The organism is Erythrobacter sp. A6_0, from assembly GCF_017744235.1.
Lineage (GTDB): Bacteria > Pseudomonadota > Alphaproteobacteria > Sphingomonadales > Sphingomonadaceae > Qipengyuania.
On sequence record NZ_JAGHQR010000004.1, the window covers coordinates 186,254 to 207,845 of the forward strand.

Below are 21,592 nucleotides of genomic sequence, written 5' to 3' on the forward strand. Positions count from 1 at the left end.
TCCGTGGACCCCTTCTCCTCCTCGCTCGTTGACGGGCGCAGGAGGAGAAGCAGACTGGACCATGAACCCACCAGCGTAGGCGACGTCCTCGACGAACTCGACGAGCTTGCCGACAAGGGCGATCAGGTCTGCGTGCGCGACGTACTCGACGATTTCGGGCGGCGCAGCTTCGGCCCGTTCATGATGATTCCCGCTTTGATCGAGATCAGCCCGCTCGGCGGAATACCCGGCGTGCCCACCGCGCTGGCGCTGTTCATCGCTGTGATCGCGGCGCAATTGGTGATCGGGCGCGAACATATCTGGATGCCCGAATTCGTTCAACGGCGCGCGGTCGAAAGCGGCAAGCTGCACAAGGCGGTCGAGAAGCTGCGCGGTCTCGGCCAGTGGCTCGACGAACACAGCCAGGACCGGTTGGAAAAGCTGACCGTGGGCATCTGGTTGCGCTTTGCGGGCGTCGTCGTGATCGCGCTGTGCTGCACCGTTCCCCCGCTGGAGCTCCTGCCCTTCGCCAGCACTTTGCCCATGCTCGCCATCATCATGATCGGGCTCGGCCTGACGGTGCGCGATGGGGCCCTGCTGCTGAGCGCGCTGCTCTTCGCAGGGCTCGCGGCGGCAACCGGCGTCTATCTCTATCTCGGATCCGATAAGACGGGCAGTTTTCTCCCCTTCTGAAGGCTGCGCCGCACTGCTGCTGCCTTCGCGCGCGGCAACTTGCCATTCATCCCTTCGCGCCTACATTAGGACCGATGAAAGGAACCGTCCTGAAATGAGCGATCAGAATCAGCCGCAAGATCCCCAAGGCAACGGCCCCAACCCCTGGGTGAAAAGCCTGATGGTGTGGGGCGGCGTCTTCCTGGCCTTGCTGGTGGTGGTGTCGGTGTTCGGCAATAGCGGCCAGCCTGCGGGCGAGGCGATCGGCTATTCCGATTTCCGCGACCGCGTTGCCGAAGGCAGCGTGCGCGACGTCCAGATCGCGGAAGACCGGATTTCCGGCACGCTGACCAATGGCGATGCCTTCAGCACGATCCCCGTCGCGAACGATACCTCGCTGACGACGCTGCTCGACGAAAACGGCGTATCCTATTCGGGCACGGCGAAAGAGGAGATGGGTGTTCTCACCTACATCCTCATCAACTCGCTGCCCTTCATCCTCATTCTCGGCATCGCCTTTTTCGCGCTGCGCCAGGTCCAGAAGGGCGGCGGCGCCAGCGGCGCGATGGGCTTCGGCAAGTCGAAGGCAAAGCTTCTGACCGAGCGTCAGGGCAAGGTCACCTTCGACGATGTAGCGGGCATCGACGAGGCGCGCGAGGAACTGGAAGAAATCGTCGAATTCCTGAAGGATCCATCGCGCTTCTCCAAGCTGGGCGGCCAGATCCCCAAGGGTGCGCTGCTGGTCGGATCGCCCGGTACGGGTAAGACGCTGCTCGCGCGCGCCATTGCAGGCGAAGCGGGCGTGCCCTTCTTCACCATTTCGGGTTCGGACTTCGTTGAAATGTTCGTCGGTGTCGGCGCGAGCCGCGTGCGCGACATGTTCGAACAGGCCAAGAAGAACGCGCCCTGCATCCTCTTCATCGACGAAATCGACGCGGTCGGCCGTTCGCGCGGCCACGGCCTCGGCAATTCGAACGACGAGCGCGAGCAGACGCTGAACCAGCTCCTCGTCGAGATGGACGGTTTCGAAGCAAACGAAGGCATCATCATCATCGCGGCGACGAACCGCCCGGATGTGCTCGACCCCGCGCTGCTGCGTCCGGGCCGTTTCGACCGCCAGGTCGTGGTGCCGGTGCCCGATATCGAGGGCCGTGAGAAGATCCTTGCCGTGCACATGAAGAAGCTGCCGCTGGCGCCCGACGTCAATCCGCGCACCATTGCGCGGGGAACGCCGGGCTTCTCGGGCGCGGACCTCGCCAATCTGTGCAACGAAGCCGCCCTGCTGGCCGCGCGCCGCAACAAGCGGCTGGTCGCCATGCAGGAATTCGAAGACGCCAAGGACAAGGTCATGATGGGTGCGGAACGCCGCAGCATGGTCATGACCGAGGACGAGAAGAAGATGACCGCCTATCACGAGGCGGGCCACGCGCTCGTCTCGCTGAACGAGCCGGCATCCGATCCCATCCACAAGGCGACGATCATTCCGCGCGGCCGCGCGCTGGGTATGGTGATGCGCCTGCCGGAGCGGGACAATTACTCGTATCATCGCGACAAAATGCACGCGAACCTCGCAGTCGCCATGGGCGGGCGCGTGGCGGAAGAAATCATCTTCGGCCACGACAAGGTGTCGAGCGGTGCATCGGGCGATATCCAGTACGCCACCGACCTTGCCCGCAACATGGTCACCAAATGGGGCATGTCCGACAAACTGGGCCCGCTTCAGTACGAGCAGAGCCAGGAAGGCTATCTCGGCATGGGCCAGACAGCGCGCACCATGTCGGGGTCCGAGACCAACAAGCTGATCGATGAAGAGATCAAGCGGTTGGTCGAAGAAGGCCTCAAGCGGGCGACCGACATTCTGACCGATCAGGAGGACAAGCTCCATCTGCTCGCTCAGGCCATGCTCGAATACGAGACGCTGACCGGCACCGAGATCGACCAGCTTCTGAAGGACGGCAAGCTCGACCGGCCGGACCAGCCCAAGGGGCCGATCGCGGTCAAGCCGGTGGGCGGATCGACCGTGCCCAAAGCGGGCCGCAAGTTCGGCGGTTCGGGCGAGGGTTCGCCCGCAGGCGCCTGACCTTCCGTAAAAGAGCGCTTCAAGCGGCGTTCATCGAAAATCGAGAAAGAGCCCCGTTCGGATCGATCGAACGGGGCTTTTCATGCACGCATTTCTCTTGTCGGTGGGCGCGCTTGCGCTCGCTTCCACGGCGGCTTGGGCCGCACCCGCCGACATCAACGCGCAAAGCTTCTATCTCGATGCGAGGGATCTGGAAGCGAAGGGCATGAAGGCGATGTTCGACAAGCGCGCTCGCCCGGCCATGGCCGCGATGAAGGATGCGGGCGAACGCGTCCGTGCGGAAAACGAAGCGGCGACCAAGCGCGGCGAGCCGATCTATTGCGTCAGCGAAGCCCAGCGCAAGAAGGGCATGACTCCCAAACTCGTCATCGGCATGCTCGGGCGCGTTCCCGAAGCCCAGCGCAAGCGATCGACTCTGACGCAGGCCTGGCGCGCGGCGCTGGTGCGTGATTTTCCCTGCGGTTGATGAAACGCCGTCAGAACGCGCCGAGGATCAGTAACAGGTTGAAGAACACGACGGCGATCACATTGACGAAGAACAGCAGCACCAGAAGCCGCCAAAAGGCTGAAAACCGCGAGAGCGAGTAAGCGCCGCGCAGCTGTTTGTAGATATGGATCGGCGGCACGAGAAACAGCAGCGTGCCGTATAGCCATTCGGGCGCACCCGCCTTGATCATCAGCGAAAGCGCGATGAAAAACAGCGACATGAACGCGATCGAATAGGTCACGAAGATGGCGTGATCATAGGCCCGGAAGTGGCGTTTCCACGCGAACAGCAGCCACACGAAGGGAACCGAGATCGGGATCAGCAGCCAGCTGAATTTGTAGCCGTTGGCCTGCAATTTATAGAGCATCAGGCCCGGGTTCTCGCGCCATTTCTCCACCCCCTTGTCGATGAAGCCGATGCCCGTCGCGGGGCTCGTGAAGCTTGCGCTGTCGCCCGCATTCTCGACCAGCGCGGCCTCGCCGCGCTGCAATTCATCGAGCCGGGTGCGCAGTTCGGCTACGCGGGCCTCGGCAGCGGCGCGCTCGGGCGCTTCCGGAGCAAGGGCGGCCAGCTCGGCGCGGGCTTCCGCGCTCTCGGTTTCGAGCGACTGCTCGGCGGATTCGAAGGTTGCGCGCATCGGCGCGCCGGTATCGATATCGGTCGGCGTGGTGAGCCCGATCGCCTGAAATATCGCGAACATCAGAAAAATCGTGAACAGGAACAGCGCCATCGGCGAGACGAAGCGCTCGCGCTCGCCCTCGATATAGCGGCGCGTCAACTCGCCGGGCTTTACCGCCAGCATGGGCAGCGTGGCCCAGGTCTTGCCCTCGAAATGCAGAGCCCCGTGGAGAAGATCGTGCAGGAAAGCGCCCAGCGTGCGGTGCAGATGCGCCTGCTGGCCGCATTGGTGGCAGTGCGGACCTTGCAGCGGCGTATGGCAATTGAGACAGATGCTTTCCGCGAAATGCCCGCGATCGAGCGGCTGGCCGCTCGCGGCATTCGCTCTGCTTCCCGCACTCACCGCCCGCGCGAACAATCCGCCTTCCACGGCCGTGCCGATGCTTTCGCCGAAATCGCTCATAATACCCTCCGCCGTCTCCCTACCGTGGCATGGCCCTGCGCGTCGAGGTGGAACATTGATGGAACATCGGCGTTGATCGGGAAAGGAGCACAAGCATGACTGCCACCCAACCCAACGAGCGCCCCAAGTCCGACCCGGTCTCCAATGCGGAAAAGGATCCCGACAACTGGACCACGGGCGACGAGCGCATGACCGGCGCCCAGGCGAGCTACCTCAAGACGCTGTGCGAGGAGGCTGGCTGTCCCGAGCGCTACGACACCGAGCTGACCAAGGCCGATGCATCGAAGATGATCGACGAATTGCAGGGCCAGACCGGTCGCGGCCAATAGGCTGAACCGACAGCGCCCGAACGAAAAAGGCCGCCCGGTGAGGGGCGGCCTTTTTCCTGTCGTGTTCGGAAGCGATCAGCCTTCGTAATCGGCGCCGATCGAGGTCGAACGGGTGGGCGCCGAGGCGGTGATCCGCAGCGCTTCCGCCGACTGGCTGAGCGAGCCGACTTCATCCGCATCGTCCTCGTCGTCCGGCAGGATCTTCTGCAGGTTGACGATGGAAGCTTCCATCAGATCCTTCGGCTTGACGGTCTGTTCCGCGATTTCGCGAAGCGCAACAACCGGGTTCTTGTCGCGATCACGCTCGATCGTCATTTCGGCACCGCCCGAGATCTCGCGCGCACGCTGGGCAGCGAGCAGCACCAGATCGAATCGGTTGGGAACCTTGTCTACGCAATCTTCGACGGTGACGCGCGCCATGCAGCACTCCAGAAAGTCAGGAATTCCAGGGAAGCGGGCGAATTAAGGCCTTACCGCCCCGGAGTCAAGGAATTGCGCCCGGGCACAGGCTTGCCCTAAGGCTACCCGATGGCGCAACCACTTTCCAGATCGGATCGCGACGAACATGATCGGGAGGCAGCGCCGACCGAATGGCGCGATCCCGAACCTTTCTCGGTCGAGGCGCAGGGCCAGTCGCTCAGCTTCTATCCCGCCGGCAAGGACCGACTCAACGCGCTGGTCGAACTGATCGACGGCGCGCAGACCAGCTTTCGCGCCTTTTACTACATGTACGGGAACGATGCGTGCGGTGAGAGAGTGCGCGATGCCCTTGTCCGTGCGGCGCAGCGCGGCGTCGACGTGTCGCTCGCCATCGACGGATTCGGGTCGGACAAGGTCGAAGACGATTTCTTCGCGCCGCTGATCGAAGCGGGCGGCCGGTTCGAACGGTTCCAGGCGAAATGGAGCCGCCGTTATCTGATCCGCAACCACCAGAAGCTGGCCATCGCCGACAGGAAGCGAGCGATGATCGGGGGCTTCAATGTCGAAAAAGGCTATTTCGCGCCGCCCGATCAGGATGGCTGGCACGATCTCGGCCTGATCGTCGACGGCTCGGCGGTGGACCTGCTCGATGCCTGGCTGGACGAACTCGACACCTGGATCGCCGATTCGAGCGCCCAGTTCCGCTCGATCGTGCGCACCGTAAAGCGGTGGGACGGGGGCGAGGGCGCGGTCAGGCTGTTGATTGGCGGGCCGAGCCGGCACCTTTCCAGCTGGGCCCGATGCGTCCAGCGCGATCTGGAACGCGGAAGCCGCCTCGACATGGTGATGGCCTATTTCTCCCCGCCGATGAAGCTCCTGCGCCGGATCGGACGGATCGCGCAGAAGGGCGAGTCGCGGCTGATCATGGCGGCGAAAAGCGACAATGGCGCCACGATCGGCGCTACGCGCTCGCTTTACGACTTCCTGCTGAAGAAACGGACGCGGATCTTCGAATTTGCACCCTGCAAGCTGCATATGAAGATCGTGGTGCTGGACGATGCGGTCTATGTCGGCAGCGCGAATTTCGACATGCGCAGCCTCTATATCAATCTGGAACTGATGCTGCGGATCGAGGACAAGGGGCTGGCGGACCGGATGCGCGAATTCATCGACGCGCATGAGGACGGATCGAACCGCATCACCCCCGCCGAACACAAGCGCGAGGCCACCTTGTGGAACCGCATCCGCTGGAACGTCAGCTGGTTCCTGGTGACGGTGATGGATTACAACGTCTCGCGCGGGCTCAATCTGGGGCTGTGAGCCGAAGGGGCCTTACCCTTCGCCCCAATCCGAATAGTCGCGCTTGGCGGGCGAGGTGAACTTGGTGATCTCGCTGTGGAAGTGCAGCGGGACGTTGCCGGTCGAACCGTGGCGCTGTTTGGCGACGATCAGCGTCGCCTTGTTGCGCAGCTCCAGATAGCGTTCTTCCCAGATCCGGTATTTCTCCATCACGTCGGGCGAGCTTTCGGGGCCCGGCATGTCGGGGCGCAGCGCCTCGTGATAGTAATCGCCGCGATAGATGAACCACACCATGTCGGCGTCCTGCTCGATCGAGCCCGATTCGCGCAAATCCGACAGCATGGGCCGCTTGTCCTCGCGCTGTTCGACCGCGCGGCTGAGCTGCGAGAGCGCGATGACCGGAACGTTGAGTTCCTTGGCGAGCGTCTTGAGACCGCGGCTGATCTCCGAAATCTCGTTGACCCGGTTGTCGTTCGCGCGGCCCGACCCCTGCAGAAGCTGGAGATAGTCGACCACGATCAGCCCGATATCGTGCCGCCGCTTCAAGCGCCGCGCGCGCGTGCGCAGGGCCGCGATGGTAAGCGCGGGCGTATCGTCGATATAGAGCGGCAATTCGGCGAGGCGCTGGCTGGCAAAGCTCAGTTTCTGGAATTCGTCGCGCGTGATCTTACCCGATCGCAGCGCCTCGCTGGTAATCTCGGCCTGTTCGGCCAGAATACGCGTCGCGAGCTGATCGGCGCTCATTTCCAGGCTGAAGAAGGCGGTCGGCGCGCCGTAATTGAACGTGCCGCCATCGCGCTGCCACTCCATATGCGCTTCGGCGCAATTGAAGGCGATATTGGTGGCGAGCGAGGTCTTGCCCATGCCGGGACGCCCGGCAAGGATGATGAGATCGGACCCGTGGAGCCCTGCGGTCTTGTCGTCGATGACTTCGAGACCGGTGGTCTTGCCCGACAGGCCTCCGCCCGAATTCATCGCCGCTTCGGCCATCTTGAGCGCCGCGATCGAGGCGCTGCGGAAATCTTCCGCCTGCGTGCCGCTCGTCGCGCCTTCGGCCACCTGGAACAGGCTGGCTTCCGCCTTGGCGATCTGGTCCATCGGGGCGACTTCGTCCGACGTGTCGAGCGCATTTTCGACCAGAGTGCGGCCCACGCTGACCAGTTCGCGCAACAGAGCGAGATCGTAGATCTGGCCCGCCAGTTCGCGCGGGGCGAGCAGGCCCTGCCCGTCGGCGGTCAGCTTAGCGAGATAGGTGATGCCGCCGAGCGCCTTCAGCGCCTCGTCCTGCTCGAAATAGGGCTTGAGCGTTACCGGCGTGGCGATCGAATTGCGCTCGATCAGCTTCAGCACGCGCTCGTAGATCCGCTGATGCACCGGTTCGTGGAAATGGCCCGGCTGGATCGCGGTCTGCAATTCCTCGATCACCTTGTTGTCGATCAGCACCGCGCCCAGAAACGCGGCCTCCGCCTCCAGATTGGAGGGCAGGGTGCGCGCGCGGTCGGGGTTGTCGGGCGCGTCGGGCTTCGAATCGGAAGGGCGCAGCAGGAGATCAGTTTCGGGCATCCCTTCATCATGCGGGATGTGGCGGCGGGGCGAAAGGGTGGGCCGGGGCCTCGCGCGAAATCGGCTGTGGGTTGGTGTGGAAAGGTCGCAAAACGGCATCGGCCTGCATCAACCCCTTGTCCCCGACCCGCTCCGTCTGCGATGGCGGCACGAGCATCATGGACGACTCAACGCCCTCCACCCCAGCGGACTTCCGCATCGCCCGGATCGAACTGGACGAAGATACGATCATCTGGCGCAATGCCGATATCGAGCAGGAGCGGCGCGTCGCCATTTTCGATCTGATCGAGGAAAACAGCTTCAAGCCGCTGCGCGCGGTGGAACGCGGGGCGATGGGCCCGTACGATCTGACCCTCGCCGTGCAGGACGGGCGGCTGGCGCTCACCATCGCGCAGGAAGGTGGCAACACGGTGGAACAGCTGGTGTTGGGCCTCGCGCGCTTCCGCCGTCCGATCCGCGACTATTTCGCCATCTGCGACAGCTATTACCAGGCGATTCGCAAGGCCACGGCTGCGGAGATCGAGACGATCGACATGGCGCGGCGCGGCGTCCACAACCGGGCTGCCGAGCTGTTGATGGAACGGCTCGAAGGCAAGGTGGAAACCGATTTCGCGACCGCGCGCCGCCTGTTTACGCTGATTTGCGTCCTCCACATCAAGGGCTGAGCGGACGTGGCGCGCCCATCCCGCCGGCGGCCCAGCCGCGCCCGGCGTACCCGCAGCAAGGGCACCAGCCGCTTCGCGCGCATTCTCGCCGTGCTGGTGCTGCTGGCGTTTGTCGGCGGGGCCTGGGCCTGGTGGGAGGCGCGCGGCTGGCGGCCCGACGAAGCGGCCTGGCCCGATCAGGGCGCGATGGTCACGGCTGAGGACGGCCCCGTGGCCTTCGCGACGCTGAAAGGGCTGGGCGCGAATTTCGCCTATTTGAAGGCGAGCGAGGGCGCGCGGACCAAGGATCGCAGCTTTCCGGACAATGTGGAGGCCGCGCGGGCTGCCGGTCTCCAGGTCGGCGCGGTCCTCGTGTTCGATCCCTGCGTGCCCGCCGATGGGCAGTCCGCCAATTTCGTCACCATGGTCCCGCGCGATGCCGACATGCTGCCGCCTGCGATCGCTCTGGAGCGTACGGCCAAGGATTGCCCGGAGCGCGTCAGCCGCGCCGCGATCCAGAGCGAATTGATGACGCTGGTCAACCAGATCGAGGCCCATGCGGGCCAGCCGGTGATTCTGAAGGTCTCGCCCGCCTTCGAGGAGCATTACGGGATCGCCGCCCGGATCGAGCGCAATCTGTGGCTGGAGCGGGACTGGTTCGAACCCGATTACGGCGGGCGGCCCTGGCTGCTCTGGACCGCCAATGGCGAGTTGCAGACCGAAGCGGCGGAGGAGCCGCTGCGCTGGGTGGTGGTTCGCCCCTGAACGTGGCCCCAGGGTATGACTGGGCTTCGACAAGCCGGGCCGGACCCTATACGAGCGAAAGCATGACAGACGACGATCTCATCGCCGCCGCCCGCAAGGCCGCGACGCAATCCTATTCGCCCTATTCCCGGTTTGCTGTGGGCGCGGCCTTGCGCTTCGCCGATGGCAGCGTGGTGACGGGCACCAATATCGAAAACGCAAGCTACGGCCTGGCGCTCTGCGCGGAGACGGTGGCGGTGGCCAAGGCCATGGATGGCGGCGTGCGCGGCGGGCTGGAAGCGGTCGCGGTGACGGGGCCGGGCGACATGCCGATCACCCCCTGCGGGCGCTGCCGCCAGGTGCTGAACGAATTGGCGCAATTGGGCGGCACCGATCCCGACGTGCTCTGCGTAGGGCCGGACGCGGTGCAGCGCGTGAAATTGTCCGATCTGCTCCCCCACGCTTTCGGACCAGCGAGCCTGACGTGACCACACGCCGCGCCGCGCTGGGCGGATTGGCGGCGCTTGCGGCGAGCCCGCTGCTGCCCGCGCCCTCGCTGGCGCGCGGTTTGCGCAAGCCGTCACGCCTTCGCCTGGGCGACACGGTCGGCCTCGTCGCCCCTGCCAGCGCGGTGTCCGAGCGCCAGATCGCGAATGCGCTGTTCACCGTGCGCGGGATGGGTCTGGTGCCCCGGCTGGGTAAGCATGTCGCCGACACCTCCGGCTATCTTGCAGGGGACGATGCCGCGCGGGCGAGCGACCTCGACACGATGTTCGCCGATCCGGACATCAGCGCGATCTTCGCAGTGAGGGGCGGCTGGGGCTCGGCGCGGATCCTGCCTTTGCTCGACTGGAAAACGATCCGCCGCAATCCCAAGCTCCTGATCGGCTTCAGCGACCTCACCGCGCTGCACCTCGCAATCGCGAAGCGGGCTGGCTTCATGTCGCTGCACGCGCCCAATGCGGCGAGTTCTTGGCCTGAGAATAGCTGGAACAGCCTGTGGCGGATGGCTTTCACTGGCGAGACGCCAGTGCTGGGCGGAACACAGGAAGAGCCCGGTCGACCGCTGCCGCTCGGCCGCACGATCACGCCGGGCCGTGCGCGCGGTCGCCTGCTGGGCGGCAATCTCACCGTCCTGACCTCGTTGATGGGCACGCCCTGGCTGCCCGATTTCGACGGTGCGGTCCTTTTCCTCGAAGACATCGCAGAAGCGGAGTACCGGATCGACCGGATGCTCCAGCACTTATCGCTCGCAGGCGTACTGGGGCGGCTTGCAGGCGTGGTGTTCGGCCGTTGCAGTGCCTGTGCAACGACCGATCCCGATTACGAGGGCTTTTCGCTCGACGAGGTGCTGGACACGCACCTCGCGCCCCTGGGCATTCCCGCCTTCGTCGGCGCGAATATCGGCCATCTGAGCAATCAGCTCAGCCTGCCGCACGGGGGCGAGGTCGAAATTGACGCGCAGGCGCGCACCATCCGGCTTCTGGAGCCGATGGTGGCCTGAGCGCCCTATTTCGCGTCGGTTTCCAGATATTCGAGCAGGCTGGCGAGGCAGTCGCGCGCCAGCATCTTGCAGCGTTCCGGGCTCCAGCCCTGATCGAGCTCGGGATTGGCCGGATTGTCCTTATAGGGCATTTCCAGCGTCATCGCACACGCGCCGAAGCGTTCCGCCACCTGATTGGTGCTTATCTTCAGATTGGCCGTGCCGGGTTTCGATTTCACATAGCCCTGTTCGGTCTGGAAATCCGGGCTGCGCCGGTCGAGGATTTTTTCAAAGCGATAATATTTCTCGCCCTGCTCGTCCGTCCAGCTCGGAATGCCTTCGAACCCGGCGAGGAAGGCCACCGGGATCGCCTCGTCGCCGTGGACGTCCATGGCGAAATCGACGCCGGTCTCGTCCATCGCATTGCGGATCGCGAGAATTTCGGGCGAGCGTTCGGCGCTCGGCTCCGCCCATTCGCGGTTCAAATTCGCGCCCACGCCGTTGACCCGCAGATTGCCGTTGCGCGATCCGTCTGGATTGCAGTTCGGTACGATATGGAAGCAGCATTTCTGCCGTAGATTGCGGCCCACGCTGTCGCTCGGATCGGTGAGCACTTCGAGCGCGCCTTCCATCCACCATTCGGCCATCGTTTCGCCGGGATGCTGGCGGGCATAGAGCCAGACCTGCATATCCCCATCTCCGAGGCTGAGGCAGTCGATCGGCTGTCCATCGAGCGAGGAGCCGAGCGTACGGTGGGAAACGCCCTCGCTCGCCGCCGCTTCGGATACGAGATCGTGGTGCCGTTCCATCGAATAGGGCGCGAAATAGGCGAACCAGGCCAGGTCGCTGGCGGGCGTATAGCGGATCGTCAGCGTGCCGTTATCGGCATCCTTGTCGAAACTGGAGCGCGCGCGGCCCCAATAGTCGCGATCTTCCGACACCACGGCGTCATAGTCCGGCCAGCCGCCGGGATAGGCGCTGTCGTTGAGTCCGGTGATCTTGAGCTCCAGCTCGCGCCCTTCCGCGCCCGACACGCGGAAGTGAAACCACTGCTTGAACTCGGAATGATCATCCAGCGGGATGGCGAGTTTCGCACTCGCCCCGTCGATCGAGAGAACCTCGATATTGCCACTGTCGAATGCGGAATCGATGCGAATATCGCTCACGTTACGGGACCTCGACCTCTATCGTTTCGCCATTATTGCCGGGAAAATCGCTGAACAGCGCGGCGGCGACCGTCTGGGCGCTGGCAGCGCGTTCCGCAAGGGGCGAGTTTTCCGATGCGGTGAAGTCGGCACGGCCTTCCCACAACACGCGCCCGCCGCTCGCTTCGCGAATGACGACGGCCATTTCGGTGCCGACTTGCGCGCCGCCTCCGCCGCCCAGATTGATTCCGATGCCGAGTCCGAGGCCCGACCCGTAGGTGCCCGTCGATCCGCCGACGCCCACGTTTACCGGGCTGCGCTGGCCGTTGCGGCCCAGCTCGTACCGCGTGACCCGCACTTCCGCGATCTGGCCCGCGCTGGTGCGCGCGGTTTCGTTATAGCCGGCCTGCGCCAGTTCGCGCGCCACCGCCGCCTTGTAGGGCGCGAGTTCGAGTGTGTCCTCTGCGCCAAAGCCGGTCACGAAGATCGAACCTTGGCCCAATTGCGCGCGCGCTGCCGGATCGAGGAAACGCGTGACTTCGACGGGGCCTGCGCGGGTCGATGCGCAGGCGGAAAGGGCCAGCGCCGAACCCAGCAGGGCTGCGGCGAGAAGGCGAGTGGGGACAGATCGGTTCATCATGCAATCCTTCGGTCGGGCGTGCGGAGCGAAAAGAGTTATAGGGACCGAACGCCCGAAGGCGTTACAATGTCCCGGCGGCGATCATGCGACGCCCGGGGCCCCGCGTTGAGCGTGGGCGGGGCATCGGATTGTGCGGGGGATAGAGCGGACCGCGCCGCTAAACGATTGACGTGGCGGCCCGGCGCGGCTAACCGCCCGGCTTGAAATCCGCGCGTCGGAGCCTATCTCCGGCGCGCGCTTGTTTTTGAGAGCGGCCCGCGCGCTGCACAGACTCGAGAGAACCGATGAAGATCCGCAACAGCCTCAAATCGCTGAAGAACCGCCACCGCGATTGCCGCGTGATCCGTCGTCGCGGTCGCACCTACGTCATCAACAAGACCAATCGCCGCTTCAAGGCCCGCCAGGGCTAAGCGATTCGCGCGGACCCCGTATGGGTCTGCGAGCGACAGGAACGGCCCGCCTCCTTCACGGAGTGCGGGCCTTTCGCATTTGGAGACATGATGTTGCAAACAAAGCAGCAAACCGGGCGCGATCGGGACGTCGAGGCAATCGTATTCGATGTGGGGCGCGTGCTCTACCGCTGGAACCTGCGCAATCTGTTCGAAAAAATGATCGATGACGAGGAGCGGCTGGACTTCCTGCTGTCCGAAGTCGTCACGGAGCAATGGCATTTCCAGCACGACGCCGGGCGTCCGCTGAGCGAAATGGTGCCCGAGCGTCAGGCGGAATATCCCGACTATGCCGACGCGATCGGGGCCTATGCCACACGCTTCAATGAGACGATTCCCGGCCCGGTCCCCGGCAGCCTCGAAATCGTCCGCGACCTCGACGCGGCGGGCTTGCCGCTGTTCGCGATCACCAATTTCGGCGCGGAGTTCTGGGACGGGTTTCGCCCGACTGCGCCGATCTTCGACCTGTTCCGCGTGATCGTGGTGTCCGGCAAGGAGAAGATCGCGAAGCCCGATGCCGCTATCTTCGCGCTGGCGGCGGAGCGATTCGGCCACGATCCCGAGGCCACGCTCTTCATCGACGACGATGCGGACAATATCGCCGCGGCGCGCGCGCTCGGCTGGCAGGTCCACCATTTTCGCGATGCGCCGACCCTGCGCGCCGATCTCGAATCGCGCGGATTGCTCGGCCCGCAATAAAAGGTCCCGGTCGTTCGCGATGCGAACGCCGGGACAGGGTCTCGCTTCTCTGGGAGAGGGAGCGGTTACGCGATCGTGGCGGTGATCAGCCGTTGCAGCGAGCGAGCGCCTCGGCGTCCAGAGCCTCGCCCTTGGCGGTGAAGCTGGCCAATTGGCCGACCTTGCGCTGCAATTCGCGGCACACCCGCAACGGACGGCTCGACGCCTTGGGCGCGACGCAGGTCGTCTCGGCACAGCGCCACGCGACGCCGCCCGCCACGGCGCGCGTATCTTCGACCGGTTGGGCGAGCTCGGCGACGTAATACGCGCCGGACTGCGCCGCAGCGGGGGAGGGCGCAAGCACCGCACCGAAAGCGGCGAAAGTATAGCCGAGGGCGAGCGTGGCTGCGGAGAGGTGGGCGACCGGGGCGAAACCGGCACAATGCGGACGAGACGCGAAGAAAGCCATGAGAGTGGTCCTTTCAAAAGCCAGTTGCATTATGCAACCAGTTGCGAATCGCTACTTACTTAGATAGGTCTCGATTTGCAACCTTAAATGTGCGATAATTTTGCCAAGGCGCAAAATCCGTTTAGGTTGCCGGTTTGGCGTGATGCGAATTGAGGATGAGATGGGCGAAATTCGGGAACCGCTGCGCGAACTGACCGAATGCGGTCTGCCGATGGCGCTCGAGGTGATGGGCGAGCGGTGGAGCTTCATGATCCTGCGCGCCAGCTTCAACGGCCTGCATCATTTCGAAGAATTTCTGAGCGAGCTGGGGATCGCCCGCAATATCCTGTCGAACCGCCTCGGCAGGCTGGTCGAACACGGGATTCTGGGGCGCCAGCCGATGGCGGAAGATCGCCGCAAGATCGAATACCGGCTGACCGACAAGGGGATGGACCTTTTGCCCGCGATGATCGCGCTGCGCCAATGGGGGCAGAAATACGGTGCCGAAGTGGTCGAGAACCCGGTTCTTGTCGACGAGCGGGACCGGTTGCCGATCGGCCCGGTCTCGATCCTGTCGCAGGAGGGACGCATTCTCGGCCCTGAAGACCTTGCGCTGGTCGAGAGGGCGAATGTCGGCAAGCGCGCCGATGGCTCGCAGGCGGAGCCGGTCGCTCCGGTATCGCGCGGCGACATGGCGACCCGTGACGGCTTGAGAGGCGCTGCCTGAGCGAAGGGGGTTCGTCTGATGGACCCGAGCGCACGCCCGACGGCCGCTACATCGTCGTGCGCGGTAGGCTGTGGCGGTCCAGCGACCCCTCGCTGGACGAGGACGAGCGCCAGCGCTGGGTCGATGCCCTGATGGATGCGCGCCGTTCGGTCGCTGCCACCAAACGAAACGGCGACGCGGAGGCTGAAAAAGCCGCACGGGCAAAGGTGCACGAGGCGAAAATCGCCCTCGGCGAACGCGGCCCTGTCTGGTGGGACGATGGCGCGCCGGATTACACGCGCAAACTCCTCAAGAACACGCCCTATGCGGATTGATCAGGCGCTGGGGATACTCAGGCGCGGGGAGCTTGGCGACGATAGCTGAGCGCTTCGGCGATATGGATGCGCCCCACAGTCTCTGCGCCTGCCAGATCGGCGATCGTACGGGCGACGCGCAGTATCCGGACATAGCCGCGCGCGGACAGGCGCATGGCGTCGGCGGCCTGCATCAACAATTTGCGCCCCGCTTCGTCGGGTTCGGCGAAGCGGTCGAGCGCGTCCCCATCCAGTTCCGCATTGCTGCGCGCGCCGCTGTCTTCGAATCGCGCTGTCTGCCGCTCGCGCGCTGCGCGGACCCGTGCCGCGACCTCGGCGCTGCCTTCGGCGGGCGGGGGAAGGGCGAGGTCTGCGGCGCTGACCGGATCGACTTCCACATGCAGATCGATCCGGTCGAGCATCGGCCCGGATACCCGCGACTGGTAGTCAGCCGCGCAGCGCGGCGCCCGCGAACACGCCAGCGCCGGATCGCCGAGATGCCCGCAACGGCACGGATTCATCGCCGCGACCAGCTGGACGCGCGCCGGGAAGCTCACATGCGCATTGGCCCGCGCCACATCGACCTTGCCGGTTTCAAGCGGCTGGCGCAGCGAATCGAGCACCGGGCGCTGGAATTCGGGCAATTCGTCGAGAAAGAGCACCCCGAGATGCGCCAGGCTGACTTCGCCCGGCTTCACTTTCAGGCCGCCGCCGGTCAGCGCCGCCATGCTCGCCGAATGATGCGGTGCGCGAAACGGGCGCGCGCGGCTGATCCGGCCTTCTTCGAGCGTGCCCGCGACTGACTGGACCATGCTGACTTCCAGCGCCTCGGCAGGCGAGAGGTCGGGCAGAATACCGGGCAGACAACTTGCCAGAAGCGATTTGCCTGCACCCGGCGGCCCGATCATTAAAAGATTGTGTCCACCCGCCGCCGCGATTTCCAACGCGCGCTTGGCGGTTTCCTGGCCTTTGACGCGTTTCAAATCCGGCCCCGGTGCGTTTGCCTCGATCTCGCCGGGCTTCGGATCGGGTAGTCTTTGCGTGCCCTTCAGATGATTTAACAGGCTGGCAAGATCGGGCGCGGCGATGACCGGAACCTCGCTTGCCCATTTGGCTTCGGCCCCTTGGGCGCGCGGACAGATCAGGCCGCATTCTTGCTCGCTCGCATGGATCGCGGCGAGAAGCGCGCCGGGCGAGGGCACGATCCGCGCATCGAGTGCGAGTTCCCCGACTGCGATATATTCGGTCAGCTGCTCGGCATCGGTAACACCCATCGCCGCGAGCAGCGCCAGCGCGATCGGCAGATCGTAATGCGATCCTTCCTTGGGCAGATCGGCTGGAGACAGGTTCACCGTGATCCGTTTGGGCGGCAGCGCCAGCCCCATCGCGGACAGCGCGGCCTGCACCCTCTCGCGGCTTTCGCCCACCGCCTTGTCCGGCAAGCCCACCACCGCGAAGCGCGGCAGACCGGGCGCGACTTGGCACTGCACCTCCACGGCGCGCGCCTCCAGGCCGAGATAGGCCACCGTACGAACCAGTGCGACCAAGCGAACCCCCCGAAAAATATCCCCTGTTAATCATCCTTGTGCGGCGCAAAGCGCGGCCTGTCGAGAGGGGACGCGGTCGAAGACGGATGCTTTTGAAAGCAAGGTAAAAACCCGTTAGCCAAAGGCGTTGGCAGCTTTGCAAGTCCGCACGGCGATACCGGATGCATGACCCGCTCCGCTCCTATCGCTCTCGCCGCCTTCGCCGCTACCTTCATCGGCACGTCGCCCGCCGCGGCTCAATCGCTCGGCATGATCTACCTTCCCGGCCAGCCGGTAGTGCAGGAAACCTTGCAGCCCCGGATCGCCTATGCTCGGCCCAACGTGCCGCTGGCCGGACAGCCACTGCTTTACGCCGCCGAGCCAGCCGATCTGCCAGTCTGGCGCCCCGCGCAGAGCGTGCGCGCTTCTGCGCCCCAGCCGCACACTCAGCGTTTCGTCGAATCGCACCGAGTGCGGCCGAGCTATGGTGCGGTCGAATACGGCCCCTTCCGTGTGGTCGATGGCCAGACAGTCATGTTGTTGGGCGAGACCGATTCGCGCAGCCCCGCGCAGTTCGCGCGTTTGCTGCGCGATCATCCAGGTCTGGCTCGCTTGGAAATGGTCGAATGCCCGGGGACGCTGGACGATCGTGCCAATCTGGAGTTGGGGCGCATGATCCGGCGCGCGGGCCTGTCGACCGTGGTGCCTGCCAACGGCTCGGTCCGTTCGGGCGCGGTGGAACTGTTCCTGGCGGGCGTCGAGCGCCGCATCGACAATGGGGCGGAATTCGCCGTCCATAGCTGGCGCGACGAATACGGTCGCGAGGCGGACGATTTCGCCATGGATGCGCCGCAGAATCGCACCTATCTCGACTATTATCGCGAAATGGGCATGGACGATCGGCAGGCGCGTGCCTTCTATGCGATGACCAATTCGGTGCCCCACCATCGTGCGCGGTGGATGCGCGCGGCAGAAATGCGCGACTGGGTCGGTTATCGCGCCCCGGTCGAGCGGGCTTCGGCTCCGCAACCGCGCGTGCAAAACCCGCGGATTGCCTACCTCTCGCTCGAAGTGTCGTGATCTGTTAGAGGCTTGACGGAGGGGCGCGGCTATTCTAAGCGCGCCTCCTGTCAGCGGTCGCCTCGACGGGCGGCCCTTTTTGTTGGCGCGGCATATCCGCGCCTCGAACCCGATTTTTTTAAGGACGATCCGATGAAGCGGACTTTCCAGCCTTCGAACCTTGTACGCGCCCGTCGCCACGGCTTCTTCGCCCGCAAGGCGACTCCCGGTGGCCGCAAGGTTCTGCGCGCTCGCCGCAAGCGCGGCCGCAAGAACCTCTGCGCGTAATCCAGAAGCGCCCGCTTCGGCGGGTGCATTACCTTCGCGCCCGACGGCGTCGATAGCGGCCAATCGGCCTTGCGGGCTCCCCATGGAGCCCGTTTTCGTGCGCGTGTCAGCCGCGAGCGAGATGGTGGCCGGTGACCGATCCCGACCGGTGACTAGCCGGTCGCAAGCGCGCTCGCAGTCGCCCGAAGCGAAGCGGAAGATCAGCGCCGAGGACTAACCCGCGCAGGCGGGTTAGCAAAACCCAAAGACTCTCCCTTCGCTCCAAGCTATCCTCACGAAATGCCCGCTCCGCCCTCCACCATCCGCAAGCGCGCCGACTTTCTGGCCGCGAATCGCGGATTGCGCGTGGCGCGGCCCGGCTTTGTGCTGCTGGCCCACCCCAATGGAGGGCGGGGTAAGCGATTCGGGATCACGGTGACCAAGAAGGTCGGCAATGCCGTGGTCCGCAACCGGATGAAGCGGCGCTTCCGCGAATTGCTGCGCGCGGCTTTGCCGGAACGCGGTCTCGCCGATCACGATCATGTCCTCATCGGGCGTGACGGCGGGATCGAGCGCGATTTTACAGCGCTGTCGGCCGAGCTCGACGAAGCGCTGGCGCGCGCCGCTGCGGGCAAGGGGGACCGGCGACGGCCTCCGCATCGCGGCCCACGCCGCAAGGGCGGGCGGCCCGCCAAGGCCTTGGCATGAAATATCCGCTGATCTGGATCGCGCGTGCCTGGCAATGGGGGCCGAGCCGCATCCTGCCACCTACCTGCCGCTACTCCCCGTCGTGCAGCGAATACGCTGTGCAAGCGCTCAGCAAACACGGTGCAATCAGGGGTGGATGGCTGGCGACGAAGCGTATACTGCGCTGCCACCCGTGGGGCGGCCACGGCCACGATCCGGTTCCCTGACCGGCTCGCTAGGCCCGGGGCTTCGTTTTCTCGGACTGATATACCTTGCCAATACACCTGCCGGCCCCCATCTCGCCCGGCAGGCAAATCGACGGATGGGATCGATCTTGAACAATTCGCGCAACCTGATCCTGGCAGTGGTCCTTTCGGCGCTGCTGCTGTTCGGCTGGGACGCTGCCATGGGCTGGCTGTATCCGCAGCCGGTCGAGGTCCAGCAGGCGGAAAAGGCGGATACGCCCGCAGAAAACGCCGCGGTCGCCGATGGCGGCAATGTTGGCACCGTCGGCACGGGGCCGGTAGCGCGCCCGGTCGATCTCGCGACCGCCTTGCGCGGCGGCAATCGAGTGCGGATCGATGCGCCGAGCGTGCAGGGCTCGATCAATCTGGAAGGCGCCCGGATCGACGATCTGGTGCTTACGCATTATCGCGAAACGACCGAGCCGGGGTCCGACTACGTCCGCCTGTTTTCGCCCGAGGGGACCGAGACCCAGCAATGGGCCGAATTCGGCTTCCTCGCCAACGGACAGCGCGCCGGGATGGGCGCGACCTGGCAGGCCGATGGCGACGTGCTCTCGCCCGACAGCCCGGTCGTGCTGACGCGCACCGGCGAGGATGGCCTGCGTTACCGGATCGAACTGTCGATCGACGATGAATACATGATCACCGCTCAGCAGACCGTCGGCAATGCGGGCGCGGGCGCGGCGGTGGTTCAGCCCTTCTCCTATATCGCGCGGACGAGCGAGACCGCGACGCAGGATATGTGGATCGCGCATTCCGGCCCGATCGGCGTGTTCGACGGATCGGCGGATTACGACAATGATTACGACGACGTCGCCGAAGCGGGCACCGTGGCCGCTCCGGGTCGCGCGGCGTGGCTCGGCTTCACGGACATTTACTGGCTCTCTGCTCTGGTCCCGGTCCAGACGGCGGAGTTCCGCGCCGATTTCCGCAGCCTCGGCAACGACCTGTTCCGCGCCGATCTGATCCATGATCCGATGACGGTCGGCGCGGGTCAGCAGACCTCCAGTACCACGCGCCTGTTCGCGGGCGCCAAGGAAAGCTCGGTGCTCGACGCCTATCAGGACGCGGGCATCGCGCAGTTCGGCCTCGCGATCGACTGGGGCTGGTTCCGCTGGTTCGAAAAGCCGCTTTTGTGGCTGCTCAAAACCTTCAATGGGCTGGTCGGCAATTTCGGCGTCGCGATCATTCTTCTGACGGTGGTCGTGCGCGGGTTGATGTTCCCGGTCGCGCAGAAGCAGTTTTCCTCCATGGCCGCGATGAAGGCGATTCAGCCCAAGATGAAGGCGGTGCAGGAAAAATATAAGGACGACCGGACGAAGCAGCAGCAGGAGATCCAGAAGCTGTTCAAGGACGAAGGCGTCAATCCGCTCGCCGGCTGCCTGCCCTTGATCCTTCAAATTCCGATCTTCTTCGCGCTCTATAAAGTGCTCATCCTCGCGATCGAAATGCGGCACGAGAAGTTCCTGTGGGTCCACGATCTCTCCGCGCCCGATCCGTGGAACCTCGCCAACGGACTGGCGGCTCTCGGCATCGAAGTGCCCGGCTTCCTGATGATCATCTTCGGCATCGGGGTGCTGGCCCTGCTGCTCGGTTTCACCATGTGGCTCACCTTCAAGATGAACCCCAGTGCGATGGACCCGGTTCAGCAGCAGATTTTCTCGATCATGCCGTGGATTCTGATGTTCGTGATGGCGCCCTTTGCCGCCGGCCTGCTGCTTTACTGGAACACCAGCAACATCCTGACGCTGGCGCAGCAGAAATATCTCTATTCCAAGCACCCGCAGCTGCGCGCGGCGGCGGAAAAGGAAAAGGCCGAGAAGGAAGCGGCTGCCGCCGCCAAGGCGAACGGGTGACGAGCGAAGCGGAACAGGCCGAACAGGCGGCCCTGGTAAAGCGGGCGGGAAAGCTGTTTTCCGGTCGGGTGGATTTCCTCCTCTCCGCGCCGCAGCTCAAATTCCTGCCCGATCCGGACGTGCCGGAAATCGCCTTTTGCGGGCGCTCCAATGTGGGCAAGAGCTCGCTGCTGAACGCTTTGACCGGCCGCCGCGCGATCGCGCGTACCTCGGTGACGCCGGGCCGCACGCAGGAGCTGAACTTCTTCGAAGTGGGCGAGCCGACGCTGTTCCGCCTCGTCGACATGCCCGGCTACGGTTTCGCCAAGGCACCGGTCGCGGTGGTCGAGAAATGGCGCAAGCTGGTCCGCACATATCTGCGCGGGCGGCAGGTGCTGGCCCGCAATCTGGTCCTCGTCGACAGCCGCCACGGGCTGAAGGATGTCGACCGCGAGATGATGACAATGCTCGACGAGGCGGCGGTCGGCTATCGCGTAGTCCTGACCAAGGCCGACAAGATCAAGGCGAGCGAGCTGGCGAAAGTTGTCGCGGCGACCGAAGCCGAAGCCAGGAAACACGTCGCCGCCTATCCGCATGTCCATGTGACCAGCAGCGAGAAGGGCATGGGCATCGACGAACTGCGCGCCGCGGTGCTGAGCGACGCAGGGGTCTAAATCGTCGGATAAGCCGACAGATTCACGTATTCTCCGGTATTTTTTGCGCGTTTGCACGCAGCAAGGTTTTAATCCGTGTTAACCGCCGTGTGCCATTAGAATGGGCCCCGAAGCCGGGTTCACCGATCGAAGAGACAC

At 64.6% G+C, this 21,592-nt stretch carries 26 protein-coding genes; 19 read left to right on the forward strand and 7 right to left on the reverse strand.

What is annotated here, in order from left to right; genetic code table 11:
* Positions 1 to 3 precede the first annotated feature (3 nt).
* The 3 genes from J7347_RS12085 to J7347_RS12095 all read left to right on the forward strand — a co-directional run bounded on the left by J7347_RS12085 (position 4) and on the right by J7347_RS12095 (position 3,197).
* On the forward strand, positions 4 to 672 hold the full coding sequence (locus J7347_RS12085; protein WP_348521623.1) for an exopolysaccharide biosynthesis protein: 669 nt from the start codon (positions 4 to 6) through the stop codon (positions 670 to 672).
* A 94-nt stretch (positions 673 to 766) separates the two neighbouring features.
* Entirely contained in the window at positions 767 to 2,731 is a 1,965-nt protein-coding gene (gene ftsH, locus J7347_RS12090; protein WP_209162323.1) for an ATP-dependent zinc metalloprotease FtsH, read from the forward strand.
* An 82-nt stretch (positions 2,732 to 2,813) separates the two neighbouring features.
* On the forward strand, positions 2,814 to 3,197 hold the full coding sequence (locus tag J7347_RS12095) for a hypothetical protein (protein WP_209162324.1): 384 nt from the start codon (positions 2,814 to 2,816) through the stop codon (positions 3,195 to 3,197).
* A gap of 10 nt (positions 3,198 to 3,207) precedes the next feature.
* Here J7347_RS12095 and J7347_RS12100 read toward each other — a convergent pair whose 3' ends face one another.
* Positions 3,208 to 4,299 (reverse strand): DUF3667 domain-containing protein, encoded by a 1,092-nt coding sequence (locus J7347_RS12100; protein WP_209162325.1) that lies wholly within the window; start codon positions 4,297 to 4,299, stop codon positions 3,208 to 3,210.
* A 95-nt stretch (positions 4,300 to 4,394) separates the two neighbouring features.
* Between J7347_RS12100 and J7347_RS12105 the strand changes: the two genes are divergently transcribed.
* Positions 4,395 to 4,628, forward strand: a complete 234-nt coding sequence (locus J7347_RS12105) for a DUF3072 domain-containing protein (RefSeq protein WP_209162326.1) — start codon at positions 4,395 to 4,397, stop codon at positions 4,626 to 4,628.
* Between the two features lie 75 nt (positions 4,629 to 4,703).
* Here J7347_RS12105 and rpoZ read toward each other — a convergent pair whose 3' ends face one another.
* A complete protein-coding gene (rpoZ, locus tag J7347_RS12110; protein WP_067679108.1) occupies positions 4,704 to 5,048 on the reverse strand; it encodes a DNA-directed RNA polymerase subunit omega in 345 nt (114 codons plus the stop codon).
* Between the two features lie 108 nt (positions 5,049 to 5,156).
* Here rpoZ and J7347_RS12115 point away from each other — a divergent pair, with 108 nt between their 5' ends.
* Positions 5,157 to 6,368 (forward strand): phospholipase D-like domain-containing protein, encoded by a 1,212-nt coding sequence (locus J7347_RS12115; protein ID WP_209162327.1) that lies wholly within the window; start codon positions 5,157 to 5,159, stop codon positions 6,366 to 6,368.
* A gap of 12 nt (positions 6,369 to 6,380) precedes the next feature.
* Here J7347_RS12115 and J7347_RS12120 read toward each other — a convergent pair whose 3' ends face one another.
* On the reverse strand, positions 6,381 to 7,910 hold the full coding sequence (locus J7347_RS12120; RefSeq protein WP_067679102.1) for a replicative DNA helicase: 1,530 nt from the start codon (positions 7,908 to 7,910) through the stop codon (positions 6,381 to 6,383).
* Between the two features lie 158 nt (positions 7,911 to 8,068).
* Here J7347_RS12120 and J7347_RS12125 point away from each other — a divergent pair, with 158 nt between their 5' ends.
* The 4 genes from J7347_RS12125 (at position 8,069) to J7347_RS12140 (ending at position 10,802) form a co-directional block, all read left to right on the forward strand.
* Complete coding sequence (locus tag J7347_RS12125; RefSeq protein ID WP_209162328.1) at positions 8,069 to 8,575, forward strand: UPF0262 family protein; 507 nt, start codon at positions 8,069 to 8,071, stop codon at positions 8,573 to 8,575.
* Positions 8,576 to 8,581: 6 nt separating this feature from the next.
* Positions 8,582 to 9,319 carry a glycoside hydrolase family 25 protein gene (locus tag J7347_RS12130; RefSeq protein ID WP_209162329.1) on the forward strand — a complete coding sequence of 246 codons (738 nt, stop codon included), beginning with the start codon at positions 8,582 to 8,584 and terminating at the stop codon, positions 9,317 to 9,319.
* Positions 9,320 to 9,381: 62 nt separating this feature from the next.
* Positions 9,382 to 9,786 (forward strand): cytidine deaminase, encoded by a 405-nt coding sequence (locus J7347_RS12135; protein ID WP_209162330.1) that lies wholly within the window; start codon positions 9,382 to 9,384, stop codon positions 9,784 to 9,786.
* A complete protein-coding gene (locus J7347_RS12140) occupies positions 9,783 to 10,802 on the forward strand; it encodes an LD-carboxypeptidase (RefSeq protein WP_209162331.1) in 1,020 nt (339 codons plus the stop codon). Before J7347_RS12135 ends, J7347_RS12140 begins: the two co-directional genes overlap by 4 nt.
* A 5-nt stretch (positions 10,803 to 10,807) precedes the next feature.
* Here J7347_RS12140 and J7347_RS12145 read toward each other — a convergent pair whose 3' ends face one another.
* On the reverse strand, positions 10,808 to 11,947 hold the full coding sequence (locus J7347_RS12145) for a M14-type cytosolic carboxypeptidase (RefSeq protein WP_209162332.1): 1,140 nt from the start codon (positions 11,945 to 11,947) through the stop codon (positions 10,808 to 10,810).
* Between the two features lies 1 nt (position 11,948).
* Positions 11,949 to 12,563 (reverse strand): hypothetical protein, encoded by a 615-nt coding sequence (locus J7347_RS12150; protein WP_233999197.1) that lies wholly within the window; start codon positions 12,561 to 12,563, stop codon positions 11,949 to 11,951.
* A 287-nt stretch (positions 12,564 to 12,850) separates the two neighbouring features.
* Between J7347_RS12150 and ykgO the strand changes: the two genes are divergently transcribed.
* Both ykgO and J7347_RS12160 read left to right on the forward strand, forming a co-directional pair.
* Positions 12,851 to 12,976, forward strand: a complete 126-nt coding sequence (ykgO, locus tag J7347_RS12155; RefSeq protein WP_007165381.1) for a type B 50S ribosomal protein L36 — start codon at positions 12,851 to 12,853, stop codon at positions 12,974 to 12,976.
* A gap of 87 nt (positions 12,977 to 13,063) precedes the next feature.
* On the forward strand, positions 13,064 to 13,714 hold the full coding sequence (locus J7347_RS12160; protein ID WP_245174059.1) for an HAD-IA family hydrolase: 651 nt from the start codon (positions 13,064 to 13,066) through the stop codon (positions 13,712 to 13,714).
* A gap of 85 nt (positions 13,715 to 13,799) precedes the next feature.
* On the opposite strand, the gene J7347_RS12165 is transcribed toward J7347_RS12160, so the two are convergent.
* Positions 13,800 to 14,162 carry a hypothetical protein gene (locus J7347_RS12165; protein ID WP_245174060.1) on the reverse strand — a complete coding sequence of 121 codons (363 nt, stop codon included), beginning with the start codon at positions 14,160 to 14,162 and terminating at the stop codon, positions 13,800 to 13,802.
* A gap of 160 nt (positions 14,163 to 14,322) precedes the next feature.
* Between J7347_RS12165 and J7347_RS12170 the strand changes: the two genes are divergently transcribed.
* Together J7347_RS12170 and J7347_RS12175 are read left to right on the forward strand one after the other, a co-directional pair.
* The gene (locus J7347_RS12170; protein ID WP_209162334.1) at positions 14,323 to 14,868 is read left to right on the forward strand and encodes a helix-turn-helix domain-containing protein; all 546 of its coding nucleotides are present in this window, start codon (positions 14,323 to 14,325) and stop codon (positions 14,866 to 14,868) included.
* 56 nt (positions 14,869 to 14,924) lie between these two features.
* Positions 14,925 to 15,182 carry a hypothetical protein gene (locus tag J7347_RS12175; protein ID WP_348521624.1) on the forward strand — a complete coding sequence of 86 codons (258 nt, stop codon included), beginning with the start codon at positions 14,925 to 14,927 and terminating at the stop codon, positions 15,180 to 15,182.
* A 17-nt stretch (positions 15,183 to 15,199) separates the two neighbouring features.
* Here the strand turns inward: J7347_RS12175 and J7347_RS12180 are convergent, their stop codons facing one another.
* A complete protein-coding gene (locus J7347_RS12180; protein ID WP_209162335.1) occupies positions 15,200 to 16,708 on the reverse strand; it encodes a YifB family Mg chelatase-like AAA ATPase in 1,509 nt (502 codons plus the stop codon).
* 165 nt (positions 16,709 to 16,873) lie between these two features.
* Between J7347_RS12180 and J7347_RS12185 the strand changes: the two genes are divergently transcribed.
* The 6 genes from J7347_RS12185 (at position 16,874) to yihA (ending at position 21,454) form a co-directional block, all read left to right on the forward strand.
* Entirely contained in the window at positions 16,874 to 17,767 is an 894-nt protein-coding gene (locus tag J7347_RS12185) for an alpha/beta hydrolase (RefSeq protein ID WP_209162336.1), read from the forward strand.
* 132 nt (positions 17,768 to 17,899) lie between these two features.
* Positions 17,900 to 18,034 (forward strand): 50S ribosomal protein L34, encoded by a 135-nt coding sequence (gene rpmH / locus J7347_RS12190; RefSeq protein WP_067678623.1) that lies wholly within the window; start codon positions 17,900 to 17,902, stop codon positions 18,032 to 18,034.
* 279 nt (positions 18,035 to 18,313) lie between these two features.
* Positions 18,314 to 18,721: a ribonuclease P protein component gene (gene rnpA / locus J7347_RS12195; RefSeq protein WP_209162337.1), complete on the forward strand. Its 408-nt coding sequence runs from the start codon at positions 18,314 to 18,316 to the stop codon at positions 18,719 to 18,721.
* Entirely contained in the window at positions 18,718 to 18,927 is a 210-nt protein-coding gene (yidD, locus tag J7347_RS12200) for a membrane protein insertion efficiency factor YidD (protein WP_082851260.1), read from the forward strand. Before rnpA ends, yidD begins: the two co-directional genes overlap by 4 nt.
* Before the next feature lie 95 nt (positions 18,928 to 19,022).
* Positions 19,023 to 20,801 (forward strand): membrane protein insertase YidC, encoded by a 1,779-nt coding sequence (gene yidC / locus J7347_RS12205; protein WP_245174061.1) that lies wholly within the window; start codon positions 19,023 to 19,025, stop codon positions 20,799 to 20,801.
* A complete protein-coding gene (gene yihA / locus J7347_RS12210) occupies positions 20,798 to 21,454 on the forward strand; it encodes a ribosome biogenesis GTP-binding protein YihA/YsxC (RefSeq protein WP_209162338.1) in 657 nt (218 codons plus the stop codon). Before yidC ends, yihA begins: the two co-directional genes overlap by 4 nt.
* Positions 21,455 to 21,592 lie beyond the last annotated feature (138 nt).